The organism is Bacillus sp. CECT 9360 (assembly GCF_918741275.1).
Taxonomy (GTDB): Bacteria; Bacillota; Bacilli; order Bacillales; family DSM-1321; genus Peribacillus.
Window position 1 is genome coordinate 141,856 of record NZ_CAKKNA010000011.1, and the last position, 13,448, is coordinate 155,303.

A 13,448-nucleotide genomic window follows, 5' to 3' on the forward strand; every position below is an offset into this window, starting at 1 on the left:
TAAAAAACAGGGGCAGATTCATGCCCCTATTGCACATAATGATTTGTTTACCCAAAGAGAATTAACGTCCCTTTTTGTTGGAAATCTAAGAAATGGTAAAATATAAGAGGAAATTCTCTTCTGGACCATGTATCCCATAGGCCAGCAAAGGCAAACGGTTTATTTTCGTTTAAGTGGAATATATCATTAGGATTTAATTAAATGTAAGTGGATTTTTCTTTATACAACTGCCAGGTGCTTTCGTTGAACAGGCCCAAGAGGATTCGATTGAGAAAACCAATACTGCGCTTGAATTAGCAAATGCTTTTAAGATGATGCCTGAAAAAAGGGGATATTAACCCGTAAATAAAACGTGCGTTGATCCAAAAGGATTCATGTGCTTTTTTATTTAGGTATATATGGATAAAACCTTTTCAAAGGGATTTACCTTTAAAGTCTAACAATTATCCAAAAAACAAAGGCTGACAGCAATTTGCCAGCCTTTGTCCTTTTTCAATCATTATTTTACAGTGGCATGCTTCTTGTTGCTGGTTTGTTTCGTTTTTAACCCAAATCCTTTTTTAAACAGTGGGTGTGTTTTATCGTGGCTGTTGACTTGTTCGATATTTCTCGGCCATGTGAAGGATAGCTTGCCTGTAAATGGATAATCGCCAAACAGTACGTCTGCAATGCCTGCACCTTCACTGCCAGGAAGCCAGGAGGCGACCAGTGCGTCCATATCCTTTAACTGCTCGGTCAGAATCATTGGGCGGCCGGACTGAAGAAGGACAACCATTGGCACACCAGTTGCTTTTACTTTGTTCATTAGATCGATATCTTCTTGAAGCAAGCCTAAATCATCGCGGTCACCGAACATTTCAGCATAAGGCGGTTCACCGATTACGACAATGGCTACATCGTGTCCCTGAGCGCCTGAACCATCTTCACTAAAGTCCACCTTCGTATTTTTTCCGGCTGCCTGTTGAATCCCTTCAAGGATCGAAGTACCCGGTATCAAATTCTTTTCAGGCTGACCCATCCATTGGGAGGAGCCTCCCTGCCAGCTGATGGTCCATCCGCCAGCCTGGTAGCCCATATTATCGGCCTTCTTGCCGGCAACGAAAATTTTAGAATTATTCTTCTTAAGCGGCAAAATGTTATGTTCATTCTTTAATAGAACCTGTGATTTTCTAACCGCTTCGCGCGCGATGGCCCGATGTTCAGCCTGGCCGATTCCCTCGGCGACTAAATCACGGTCAGCGTAAGGTGTTTCAAACAGGCCGTTCTCGAATTTAACCCGCAGGATTCTTGTTACGGCATCGTCAATACGGCTCTGGGACACTTCGCCTGAAGCCACAAGCTCTTTTGTGGTAGAGATGAAGTTTTTCCAGTCATGCGGAATCATGAACAGGTCGATACCCGCGTTTACACTTCGTTTAATCGATTGTCTAAAATCATTTGGGGCAATCTGCTGCGGGCCATTATAATCAGAAATGACGAAGCCTGTAAAGCCCAGCTCTCCTTTTAATACTTCTGTAATCATGTGATGATCGCCATGTGTTTTCACGCCATTAATGCTTGAATAGGTGACCATCACCGTTCTGGCTCCTGCCTTAATCGCTTCCTTGTATGGTTTAATATGCTTCCTGATTTCTTCATCCGTATATTCCGTTACATTTCCCTGGTCATCTCCGCCTTCGGTCAACCCATCTCCGACAAAGTGTTTAATCGAAGAGGCTACATGCTCACCCTTTAAGAAGTCGCGGTCCTTCACATTACCCTGAAGGCCTTCGACCAGTGCCGAACCAAGCTTTCCGGTGTCCCGTGGATCTTCGCTATAGCCTTCATAGGTGCGGCCCCAGCGGATATTCTGAGGAGCTGCCAAAACCGGAGCAAATACATACGAAATTCCTGTAGCACGGACTTCCTTGGCTGTCGCCTGTCCGATCCGCTTCATCAAGCGTGTATCATTTGCAGCGCCTAAGCCAATGTTATGAGGAAAAACAGTGGCGCCGTATACATTGTTATGACCGTGAACGGCATCTACGCCATAAATAATCGGAATACCCAAGCGGGTGGACATGGCACCTCTCTGGAAATCATCGACCATATTCGCCCAGTCAGCCGGGGAATTTCCTGTAGTCGGCAGCGATCCGCCGCCGCTTAAGACAGACCCAATTCCATACTGTTTCATATCGGCTGCAGTAACCGCATTCCGTTCAGGCTGCACCATCTGCCCGATTTTTTCTTCCAGTGTCATTCGCGAAAGCAGGTCGTCTACTCTTTTTTCAACAGATAGTCTATGATTCTTGTAGGGAAGGACTTTCCCTTTGTCCTGGGCATTTACATGATTGGACTGGCCGCCTATCGTGGACCCTACTAGGGCCAGCAGGGTCAAACCAGTAAGAATGGAGTGCTTCAAACGTTTCTTCGCCAACCTGATCTCCTCCTATGCTTTACGTTCCTGCCTTATTACGCTCTACCTCCTTTATGTATTTGGTAGCGCTTACATCGAGAGTATACTATATTTCATCTTCAAGAATCTATTGCTACCCCCTCTAAAACCTATTTTTGGTAAATAGGGACTATCCGTGAATCTGTCATATAGGTATGAGGAATTACAAAGTGACTTTCTTTATTCCTATAAGTCATTTGACAAAAGGCAACGAGGCAAGGATGGCCTTAACGTTGGTTTTGCCTGCGAATCCTGCATAAATCGTTAATGAACTTATGAATACGGTGCAAGAATTAAGGTCGGAAATACCGGTTGAAAGAGGATTCCATTAAACCCGTTAATAACGGGTTTGTTCCACCATTAAGAAACGGAGCATCCAGCAAACAGGCTCCTGTGTTATAAATACTCAGGAGCCTGTTTGCCATTCGTCCAGCCTGAACAAAACCTCATTCCGGCTGCTTATTTTGGCCAGTATCAATCACAAAAGTATTTCCCTGTGAGGATTCGATCGTCTGAATGAGCCTGAGCCTTGCCAATTCGGGATTGTTTTCTATTAATTTTGCCGCGTTTGCGAGACTTCTTAAAGTCGCTGTTTCGCCTCTTGCTTTTTCCAGTGAGGCAAGAGCTTCTTTTTTTACTTTGATCACTTCTGCAAATGCCTTCTTTAAGTCAGCCGATAACATAATGTCTTTTAAATCAACAGAGCGAATCGAAAGTCCGGACAAAGAAACATCATTGATCAATAATTCTTTAACTTTCTCGTTAATACTCTGGCGCTTATTTAAGATTTCATCCATTTCCATGGAGGAAATGGCTTCCCTAAGCTTAAACTGGATGGTCGTATATAAATATTCATCGTAATCTTTGTATTCAGAAAGAAGGGTCTGCGGATCCGTAACCTTATAGGTAACCGCTAAACTGATTTTCACTCCCACATGGTCTGCGCTTAACAATTCCTGTCCGTTTATTTGTAAAACGGCAGGCCGCATATCAAAAACTTCCAAACGAGTGCTGCTAGTCAAATAGGTGTACCTTCCCGGCCCCACAACATCCTTGAATGTTCCATTGTGAAACCTGACACCTTTTTCAAATGCAAAGATTGTAACCGATCTGATGAATTTCGTAACAATCGACCAAATTCCCGCTATTGATATAAACACAATGGCAATCCAAAAAATCACTTCAAACATCTTCTCACCTCTTGGAATAAACATGATTGGATCCACCCACAGTAATGAAATGGACAATGGAGGCCTTAACCTGCAGAATTGGCCAAAACATATGGCTGCTGTGAGTGAACCCAAATTGGGAGTCGAACCCGCAGATTCTGGCACCCCGAAGGAAATACCAGTCGCCAAAGAGAAACGCCGATTGGCTACATCGTTTAAAGATTTTAAACAACGGCTTGACGAATCTCTAATCATCATTGTATCAAGCAGGAAATGGAAAGTATATAATATTTCACACTGTCCGTACATAAAAAAACGCTTGGAAATCCAAGCGTTTTGCATCTTTTTTTACCCCTTCGACCCTGAAGAAAGGTTCGCTCCTTCAATAAAGTAGCGCTGGAAGATAAAGAATAAAATCAGAGTCGGTAGCATGACGGTAAAGGACATCGCCACCAGGTAATGCCATTGGACTTGTACGTTTCCTTTGAACGTCTGCAGGCCGAGCTGCAATTATATAAACTCTCATCATCCAAGTAGAGAAGCGGTCCTAATAAATCATTCCAGGCTGCGTTGAAGGCAAACAGCGCCACGATAATAAGCGCCGGTTTCGTGAGCGGAAGCATGATGTGCCACCAAATTTTAAAGTGGCTCGCTCCGTCCATGATTGCGGCTTCACTGAATTCATCGGGGATCGTCAGCATGAACTGGCGCAGCAGGAAGATGTAGAAGGCACTGCCAAGGAAAGCCGGTGCGATCAGCGGCAGGTAGGTGTTTACCCAGCCAAGCTTTGAAAAGATAATATACTGCGGCACCAATGTAACGAAAGCAGGAATCAGCATCGTTGCTAGTAAAATGACAAACAATGTATTTCTGCCTCTAAACTTAATCTTGGCAAATCCGTAAGCCACAAACGAATTAACAAAAACATGGCCGATGGTGGAAATCACGGAGATCAATAGCGTATTGAGCCCCCAGCGGGAAAACGCGCCGGTCTTCCAAGCTTCGATATAGTTTGATAACCGGAATGACTCCGGGATAAGGGAAGGCGGATGCTGTGCGATCTCGGCAGGTGTTTTTAAGGAAGTCGAAATCATCCACCAGAGCGGTATCAGCAGCGCGATACTGCCCAGAATCAGGATCGTGAGCACGAGTGCATTTTTCGTTTTTCTTTTAAATTTCATCGTTTGATAGAATTTCATTTCATGGTTCACTTCTTGTCACCCCCATCATAATGCACCCATTTGTTGCTGAATTTTAAATGGAAGACTGTCAGGATCATGATTAAGATGAACAGGAACCAGGCCATCGCTGAAGCATACCCCATATTGAAAATCTTGAACGCGTTGTTCCACATATGCAGGTTATAGTCGAAAAGGGGGTAAATCCAAATGGAAAAGTATTCAATTAATTTGATTAATAGGCGGTTGTAGAGGTAAGATAGAAAGGTGGAAAAGAGTGTTGAGCTACTTGAGGCTCATATCAAATGGGGAAAGGACCTTCGGGTGAATTCCGCTTCATTTAAAGAAAAATGTCGAAAAGTATTTATATTTAATATTAGGATGATGGGAAATGAAAAGAGCAAGATTGATTTACAATCCGACTTCCGGCCGGGAAGCGATCAAGAAACATCTGCCGGAAGTGTTGGCAAAGCTTGAACAAGCTGGTTATGAGGCATCATGCCACGCGACAACCGGGGAAGGCGACGCAACGGATGCGGCGCGCATTGCAATTGAACGCGGCTACGATGTCGTCATCGCAGCGGGCGGGGACGGAACCATTTATGAGGTCGTTAATGGACTGGCCGATGCCGAGAAGCGTCCGAAGCTAGGTATCATCCCGGTAGGCACGACCAATGATTTCGCGCGCGCAATCCATATGCCAAGGTCCGTTGAAGCGGCCGTCGATATTATTGCGGCGGGACATACAATGCCGATTGACATTGGGAAAATGAATGAACGATACTTCGTTAATATAGCGGGCGGGGGACGCCTCACTGAATTAACCTATGAAGTGCCAAGCAAGTTGAAGACGATGCTAGGGCAGCTGGCATATTATTTAAAAGGGATTGAAATGCTCCCGTCCATCCGGGCAACCGAAGTCAGTATCGAGTATGACGGCAAAATATTCGAAGGCGAAATCATGCTATTCCTCGTCGGAAATACCAACTCTGTCGGCGGCTTTGAAAAATTGGCGCCTGACGCTTCCTTGAACGACGGCATGTTTACCCTGCTTATTTTAAAGAAGACAAACCTGGCGGACTTTATTCGCATTGCTACGCTGGCTAGCCGCGGCGAGCATATAAACGACCGCGACGTCATTTATGTGAAGGCGAATCGGATCAAAGTGACGGCAAAAGATAAAATGCAGCTAAATCTGGACGGAGAATTCGGCGGTTTGGCCCCGGCTGAATTCGTCAATCAATATCGCCATTTTGATGTATTCGTTCCGGCAGGTGAACTGCCTGATGATCCGGCGAATCAGTAATCATGAAAGACCACCTTTGCGTGGTCTTTTTTTATAACATAATTAAGAAGGAGAGGGGATGGCAAGGTGATAATACGAAGAGCAACTCCAGATGATGCCGTGGAAGCGGCTTATTTAATACGGGAGGCGATCAAGGATATCGCCGAGGCGCTGACAGGAGAGAAGGATGAGGGTAGAATAATGGAAGTTTTACGGCAGTATTTCCAACAAGACGTCAACAGGTTGAGCTACAGAAATTGCATCGTATCCATGGAGGAAGATGAAATGAGCGGAATTATTGTCGTCTATCATGGAAGCGAAGCAGATGAACTAGACCTGCCCATTAATGAACGGTTGAGGGAAATTTCAGGGGATCCGGCTATTAAAGCCGAGAAGGAAGCGGAGCCTGAAGACTATTATATCGATACAATAAGTGTAAAAGCGGCTTTTCAGGGAAAAGGTATCGGGACGAAATTAATAGAAGCAGCCGAACAGCAAGCAGAAAAGAAAGGGCATGCTCGGATTTCCTTGATTGTAGAAAAGGATAATCCAAATGCAAGGCACCTGTATGAAAGGCTTGGATATCACTCAGAAAGGATGATGACAATCAATCATCACAGCTATGATTATATGGTGAAAATACTATAAAAAGGAGGAGAAGAGATTGCTTGAAGGCTGGGTGCACAATGAAGATGTCAAAATTCATTATCTAGATAATACAGGATCTTCCGACGACAACACGCCGCTTGTCATCATTCCGGGAATGGCTGAAATCGACGAGGATTATGAAGATATCCTGCAGGCCTTGCTGCCGCGAAGGGTTCTCGTGATTACGATGCGAGGAAGAGGGAAAAGCGACACCCCTGAAAAAGGCTACACGCTCGAGGATCACGTGTCCGATATTGAAAGTGTGATCAACCATATTGAAATCGATGACTTTGTCCTCTTCGGCTATGCCCGCGGCGTATCCTACGCACTTGGCTATGCCGTCAGCCATCCTGACCGGATGAAAGGACTTATCATTGGAGATTATCCGCCGATCCAAGCCAACCTGGAAGAAGGCTGGGCGGAATTCTTTGCAGAAATCCCATACAGAAAAAGGCCGGTCCTGGACAGGGTCAGCATGGCTACATTGAAGGAAATTGAAAAGGACTCCAGAGACATCCATTTCCTCGAGCCATTAAAAAATGTAAACTGCCCGGTTCTCGTGCTTCGGGGAACACAGCAAGGAGCCGGCCTGACCGAAGACGGAGCAAAGGAGTATCTGCTGGCGGTGCCGGACGCGAATATACGAGAGTTTAATGAAGAAGGCGAGGATATCTTTCATCCGAGCACGGGAGAATTCGTGCAGAGGATTGAGGAGTTTTTTGAGGAAATTGATCGTTAGCTGAATAGGTTGATGCCTGAAAGAACAAAAGGACTGAGTTAAACATCAGTCCTTTTGACTTGCATATTATATTGGCGTATTATTTTCCGCCCAGTCGGTAAACGAACCAGAGCCGCTACAGCCATTGCATTCGTACACATTCGCATAGTAAAACTCATTCGGAGCATACGCATTAAACCCCTTGCCGCGGCAGTCCGGGCACAGCCCCTTTTCCTCCATATTCGAAACATGCTTATCAAATCTGGAAGCGTTCCAGGCAGATATCGCACTAAATAGTCCCATTCTACTCACCTCACCTATTTTTCCTTATTTTGCTTAGAAATAGGATTTATATACCAAGAAAACTCGAGTTTTAGGGAAAAAAATATTCATTACTATTTAATATGAAAAACGAACTCATTTTGTGACTAAGCCCGGCATGGAATTTTACCAATTTTGTCCCATCGATCGGATATATGTTAAAATACTGTCAGTCTCTAAAGGGATTCTAATAGAAAAGGAAGTAGACCATGAAAAAAACAGCACCCATTGCAAAAAATGATTATATAGATGTAATATTCGAGGACTTGACCCACGACGGAGCAGGCGTGGCGAAGGTGGACGGATACCCCATCTTCGTCCCAAACGCCCTTCCTGGCGAAAAGGCACAAATCAAAGTGATTAAAACGAACAAAGGCTATGGATTTGGCCGACTGGTAGAGATCTATGAAAGAAGCGAGCACCGAATTGATGTGCCAGATTCTGAGGCACATAAATACGGCGGCACCCAGCTGCAGCATTTAAGCTACGAAGGACAGCTGCAGTTTAAAGAAAAGCAGGTCCGTGAAGTGCTTACCCGGATTGGAAAGCTGGAGAACGTCAAGGTCCATCCGATATTGGGCATGGAAGAACCTTGGCATTACCGAAACAAGGCGCAGGTACCCGTCGGTGAGAAGGACGGCAAACTGATTGCCGGGTTCTTTAAACCGCGCAGCCACGAAATCGTCGATACGAATGAAAGCTTAATCCAGCATCCGGCTGTGAATGAAGCGATTCAGGCTGTGAAGGAGATTTGCAGTGAGCTTGGGATCCAGGCGTATGATGAGGTAAATCATAAAGGGGTTCTTCGGCATATTATGGGCCGGTATGGGAAGACAACTGGGGAGTTGATGGTTGTGATTATCACCAGGACATCCGAGCTTCCGCAGAAAAATAAGATTGTTGAAGAAATTGTCGCCCGTCTGCCGCATGTGAAATCGATTGTCCATAATGTGAACTCGAAGCGGACGAATGTGATTCTTGGTGAGAAGACAAAGGTACTTTGGGGCAATGAAGTGATTTATGACTATATAGGGGACGTGAAATTCGCGATCTCGGCGTTGTCGTTCTACCAGGTGAACCCTGACCAGACGAAGGTGCTTTATGATAAGGCCTTGGAGTATGCAGGATTGACCGGGGAAGAGTCGGTGATTGATGCTTATTGCGGGATCGGGACGATTTCTCTTTTTCTTGCGCAGAGAGCGAAGAAGGTGTTCGGAGTTGAGATCGTGCCGGAAGCGATTGAGGATGCGAGGCGGAATGCGGAGTTGAATGGGATAGAGAATGCGGAGTTTGCTGTCGGGGCAGCGGAGGATGTCATTACGGAGTGGTATGAGAATGGTAACAAGGCTGATGTATTGGTTGTCGATCCTCCGCGCAAGGGCTGTGATGAGGCGTTACTGAACACCATAATTGAGATGAAGCTGGGAAAAGTTGTGTATGTGTCCTGTAATCCGGCTACGCTGGCGCGGGATTTGCAGATACTTGAGGATGGTGGGTATCGGACGGTTGAGGTGCAGCCGGTGGATATGTTTCCGCAGACTACACATGTGGAGTGCATTTCACAGTTAGTTTTAAAAAAAGACTGAGGGGGGCTTAAAGCCCCTCAATCTGTGCAAATTTGTAGTAAATCTTAATATCTTTAGTCTCATTTACCTCGATTTTTTCAACAAAACTGAATAGCATCTCACTAGTTAACGTTTTGAATTTGAAAAAATCTTTCAGTTGATCCAAGATAGCAGAGATTTTAATGACTGCCTGTTTCTCAGCTGTTGACTTTTTAATCTCTGCTTTTTCTAATTCTAATCGTTGAAACTTATCCTGTACCATACGATAATTCTTAAATAATATTTATATAAAAATTATATTATTGTCGGACTTTTAGGAATAATATGGGAAGCTTGCTAATGATCTGGTAAAATTATTATATTATATTGTTATTTTATGTGATTAAAGGAGGAGAGCTGTGTATAAGAAAGTTATAGATGGTATTGGATTTTACTTTGCTCTTTCATTTATAATTTTATCATTTTTTGCGCATACTTTTTTTAATGATGAATTTACTTGGAGAGGAATGTTAAATACAGATGGGTTGACCCTTTTAGGTTTATTAGGTGCTTTTCTATCAATGATAGTTTTAAAAATTCCATTATTGAGAAGGTTAATAGTTAGTGTACTGTTAAAAACTAATTTTTTACAATTGGATTATCACATAACCGTTAACTTTAAAGCTGCCGCCAATGAGAATGTTGAGGATTTATTTTTAAATTTTCAAGAAGCTATTAGGAGTTTTCAGAAGTTTTCAAGTAACGATTTTTCAATGAATTTTAGTAATCACAATAAAGTGAAAATCTTTCATCGAGCTATAGCTGGAAATGTAGAAATTTATAAAAGTAGTAATGACGATGAGGATGAAGACTGTGAGGATCTAACTAATTGGATTATCCAAATAGATGGAGTATCACCTTACAGAGTGCTAGAAAGAAATATAAATTTTTTATGTAACAGTTACTTAGAATTATTATCGAGACGAAATGTTCATTCCAATAAAATCAGTATAACGGTTTCCAGGCGCAATTCTGAGTATAGCTTGAATAATATGGGAGTACTCTTAAGTGCAAGGAAATATAATGTAAATCAGGCATTTGTAGAGATTACGTCTAATGAGACGACGGTTATAACAATAGATACTAATAAAGGAGTTGCAATGACATCTAGGAACAAAGGGGACTTTTTAAACTCCATAGAAGCTTTAAAAAGCGTATTGATCAGCTAAAGGGGGATAACTTAATGCCACGAATTTTAACAATAAATAAAGTAATAGACTTCCCGAATGATATAGAGGAGACTGTGATTGGAAAAGAACAAGTAGAGATAGAAGGGAAAACTGACACCGCTGAAACACGAATATATAAAGGCACTGATGATAAGAAAAATATCCAGGGTTATCAGCGGTTTAAATTAAAACATAGTCAGAAATATAAAATACAAGGAAAACTATGGAACAAAGAATTTAACCATATAATGAGGTTGTTTACTCTCGATGTGTATAAAAGTGAAAGTATTGGCTACGTTTATTCTATCGGTAGTAATAAAGCTGACATAGCTCATATTGCCTTTAAAAGATTACGGACCGGTACCGGAGTAAAGTGTGAGCCTTATGAAGTAGATTTATTAGAGGCCGTTGAGAAAATAATTAAATTTGCTCCAGATATAAAGATAAAATCTGGATGGTTTAGTAATTTAGGGTTACCAAATTTAAATAACGTGCTCTTACAAGGGGATGAGGTAAATCTTGGCCCTGAGTGGACAAGGTTTAAAAAAACATCGGGTGCTAAATTATCTAATATAGAGTTGATAATAGATGATAGTGATTTTGATAACGGTTGGGTAAAAGTTTCTTTGAGTAAGAGAGGTGTTCTATTTAGCCAGACCAATATTCCCCATAAGAAAATGCTCCAAATTGCTGATAAAATTATTGTTATTTTATCAAAAAAGTTGGTTGTAGTTTAATCCTTATTTTTGTCTTGCATAAGGTTATACACCTCTTGGTCATTTTTGAATGTAGCTTACCTTAAACTTTAATCAAGGTAAGCTTTTTTTAATAACCTTTTAAAAGTGTGGATATAGCCGCTTCTTGTAAATTACATCTGTTAAATGCACTCAACACATGTGGAGTGTATGGCGAAAGTTGAATTGAAATAATTGTGAGGTAAATTTTCTGATTAATCCACCTTCAAAAAGATATTTTATTTGGATGGTATCCTAACAGATTGTCGACCAGTAATAGGGGAGGTCACACAAAACGTAATCCATGATAACCGAACCTGTCTGGCATTTTCAGCTCATTTTATGTTAGTTAAAGGAAATCAAATTTAAGTAGCGAATCCCTTATGATGGGGGGGGGGATGTGAGATGGTTTTTCAGTTTTTAAAGGATGGCCAATTATTCAGAGCAGAAGCAGTGAATAAACTTCCGGGGTACGACGAACAATTTCATCTTCCAGAAAAAGGCTCAAATGTTTTTCTGGACGGCACATTATATACGATCGAAAAGAGTAATTTTCATAGGGTCAAACAAAAATTCGGCATCGCAACTATTGTTCAAATTCATTTGAAGTGATGTATTTTCACTCGGTAAAATCCGTTTACTAGGTAAGGAATACACTTATATAAACCCTTTGCCTGAGTTATACTGCACTCAGACTACTATTAAGGGTTAACTCAATTTTATGGATTATTAAATGGGCGTAAAACAGAGAGATACTTTGATTTTATCGCTAGAAAAAAAGCAGAAGCTTGAAAATATACAGGAATAATCGAAGGGGAGGTAAGTATGGATAATTTGAACATTAGGTAAAGAAGGCTTGTAGACTATTACATTAAATTAGGTAATACAGCTGAAGTTAATCAAGGGCCAGTTATTAAGCTGTATGAAACTCAACTGAAGTAACTGCAGGTAGGCTGCTAAGAATTCCTAAGGATTCCTAAGAATTGTTAAGAATTGTTAAGGTGGTGAACTACAACTAGGGGTGACTCGGGCTAATTCTTAGTCCTTCATGGCTATCATAATGTGAACAGCTCTTTATTATTTATTAATAAACTAATCTAGTGGGTGTTTTATTAATTTAATAAGTTTGTGAAGTAATGTACTTATGATTTGGAAAAAGTTTAATAAACAGTTCTAATGCAAGGTGCGTGTTTGTCATGTTTCTTCATATTCATATACACACAAAAGAACGTAAAACATAAGGTCTTAAAGGCGCTCGTCGTGCACCTCAGTTCTCAAAGTGTTAATTATCAACGCTCTAAAGGCTCTCAACCGATTTGGTTGGGGGTCTTTTTTATGCACTTTCTATTATATGTTAAAGCGGAGATTGGAAATGAACACCGTTAGAAAAATCACACCTATTTGCTCAAAATGTAATAGCAGAACACATATGGTACCGTTCCTGAAGTGCCAAATAGCTATGAATATCAATTAAGAGTTAGAACCCCTAGAATAAGAAATATAATAATATTTCAAATTATCGTTTGACAAAACGTATTTTGAAGTGATTTAATAAGGAATATAAAAATATTTCAAAAAATGCTATCTGAAATTTGGGAGGCAATTTATTTGGAGAAAAGAAAAATAAAAGAATTCGTAACTTTTGTTCCAGGTATAAATCCAACCAGGGCGCAAAAGCAGTTTGGAAAACAAGAGATAAATTATTATGACCAGGCGTCTTTTGAAGTTGATTATAATCATGAGGACGTAGTTGTTGAAGATAAGGCAAAACCTTTATTTCAAAATAACCTATCATTAAATGAAGGTGATGTTGTTATCAGTAACTCATTGCAGCTAGCAACAAGTGTCGGTAAAAATAATGTTGGTAAAGTGTTGTCTCTTAACTTCACAAAAATAGAGTTTGATAGCGGACAACTTGATAAGCGATATTTTATCTTCTTGTTTAATGCTTACAAAGATGTGAGGCGGCAAAAAGAAAGGGAGTTACAGGGGATTGGCCCGGTTCTTAGAATTCCACTACGTGCTCTTGGGGAAATTATCGTTCCTGTTGTTCCGCTCGAGGAACAGAAGAAAATAGGCGCTATTTACGCAGAAACATTGAATCTGCAAAGTAAGTTAAACAAATACGCAGAATTGATTGAGCAGTTTACGAGCTCGATAATAGAAGAAACCTTAAAGGGGAAATAAT

The 13,448-nt window shown here is 41.5% G+C and carries 13 protein-coding genes; 8 read left to right on the top strand and 5 right to left on the bottom strand.

Annotation, left to right across the window (positions count from 1 at the left end; translation table 11 throughout):
• Positions 1 to 499: 499 nt before the first annotated feature.
• The 3 genes from LQ216_RS14815 to LQ216_RS14825 form a co-directional block, all read right to left on the bottom strand.
• Positions 500 to 2,416 carry a glycoside hydrolase family 3 N-terminal domain-containing protein gene (locus LQ216_RS14815; protein WP_230130253.1) on the bottom strand — a complete coding sequence of 639 codons (1,917 nt, stop codon included), beginning with the start codon at positions 2,414 to 2,416 and terminating at the stop codon, positions 500 to 502.
• A gap of 464 nt (positions 2,417 to 2,880) precedes the next feature.
• A complete protein-coding gene (locus LQ216_RS14820) occupies positions 2,881 to 3,945 on the bottom strand; it encodes a slipin family protein (RefSeq protein WP_230130254.1) in 1,065 nt (354 codons plus the stop codon).
• A 74-nt stretch (positions 3,946 to 4,019) separates the two neighbouring features.
• Positions 4,020 to 4,814, bottom strand: coding sequence for a carbohydrate ABC transporter permease (locus LQ216_RS14825; protein ID WP_354959112.1), 795 nt, complete (start codon positions 4,812 to 4,814; stop codon positions 4,020 to 4,022).
• A 358-nt stretch (positions 4,815 to 5,172) separates the two neighbouring features.
• Between LQ216_RS14825 and LQ216_RS14830 the strand changes: the two genes are divergently transcribed.
• From LQ216_RS14830 to LQ216_RS14840, 3 genes are all read left to right on the top strand, one after another.
• Positions 5,173 to 6,087: a diacylglycerol kinase gene (locus LQ216_RS14830; RefSeq protein WP_230130255.1), complete on the top strand. Its 915-nt coding sequence runs from the start codon at positions 5,173 to 5,175 to the stop codon at positions 6,085 to 6,087.
• Between the two features lie 66 nt (positions 6,088 to 6,153).
• Entirely contained in the window at positions 6,154 to 6,714 is a 561-nt protein-coding gene (locus tag LQ216_RS14835; protein ID WP_230130256.1) for a GNAT family N-acetyltransferase, read from the top strand.
• Positions 6,715 to 6,730: 16 nt separating this feature from the next.
• On the top strand, positions 6,731 to 7,453 hold the full coding sequence (locus LQ216_RS14840; RefSeq protein ID WP_230130257.1) for an alpha/beta hydrolase: 723 nt from the start codon (positions 6,731 to 6,733) through the stop codon (positions 7,451 to 7,453).
• Positions 7,454 to 7,519: 66 nt separating this feature from the next.
• Here the strand turns inward: LQ216_RS14840 and LQ216_RS14845 are convergent, their stop codons facing one another.
• The gene (locus LQ216_RS14845; protein ID WP_230130258.1) at positions 7,520 to 7,735 is read right to left on the bottom strand and encodes a methionine aminopeptidase; all 216 of its coding nucleotides are present in this window, start codon (positions 7,733 to 7,735) and stop codon (positions 7,520 to 7,522) included.
• A gap of 227 nt (positions 7,736 to 7,962) precedes the next feature.
• Here LQ216_RS14845 and rlmD point away from each other — a divergent pair, with 227 nt between their 5' ends.
• Positions 7,963 to 9,339, top strand: coding sequence for a 23S rRNA (uracil(1939)-C(5))-methyltransferase RlmD (gene rlmD, locus LQ216_RS14850; RefSeq protein ID WP_230130259.1), 1,377 nt, complete (start codon positions 7,963 to 7,965; stop codon positions 9,337 to 9,339).
• Between the two features lie 7 nt (positions 9,340 to 9,346).
• Here rlmD and LQ216_RS14855 read toward each other — a convergent pair whose 3' ends face one another.
• Positions 9,347 to 9,580, bottom strand: coding sequence for a DUF4368 domain-containing protein (locus tag LQ216_RS14855; protein ID WP_230130260.1), 234 nt, complete (start codon positions 9,578 to 9,580; stop codon positions 9,347 to 9,349).
• A 136-nt stretch (positions 9,581 to 9,716) separates the two neighbouring features.
• Between LQ216_RS14855 and LQ216_RS14860 the strand changes: the two genes are divergently transcribed.
• The 4 genes from LQ216_RS14860 to LQ216_RS14875 all read left to right on the top strand — a co-directional run bounded on the left by LQ216_RS14860 (position 9,717) and on the right by LQ216_RS14875 (position 13,447).
• A complete protein-coding gene (locus tag LQ216_RS14860) occupies positions 9,717 to 10,526 on the top strand; it encodes a hypothetical protein (RefSeq protein WP_230130261.1) in 810 nt (269 codons plus the stop codon).
• Positions 10,527 to 10,540: 14 nt separating this feature from the next.
• On the top strand, positions 10,541 to 11,263 hold the full coding sequence (locus tag LQ216_RS14865) for a hypothetical protein (protein ID WP_230130262.1): 723 nt from the start codon (positions 10,541 to 10,543) through the stop codon (positions 11,261 to 11,263).
• 402 nt (positions 11,264 to 11,665) lie between these two features.
• Positions 11,666 to 11,872: a hypothetical protein gene (locus tag LQ216_RS14870; RefSeq protein WP_230130263.1), complete on the top strand. Its 207-nt coding sequence runs from the start codon at positions 11,666 to 11,668 to the stop codon at positions 11,870 to 11,872.
• A gap of 996 nt (positions 11,873 to 12,868) precedes the next feature.
• Positions 12,869 to 13,447 (top strand): restriction endonuclease subunit S, encoded by a 579-nt coding sequence (locus LQ216_RS14875; protein WP_230130264.1) that lies wholly within the window; start codon positions 12,869 to 12,871, stop codon positions 13,445 to 13,447.
• Position 13,448: the final 1 nt, after the last annotated feature.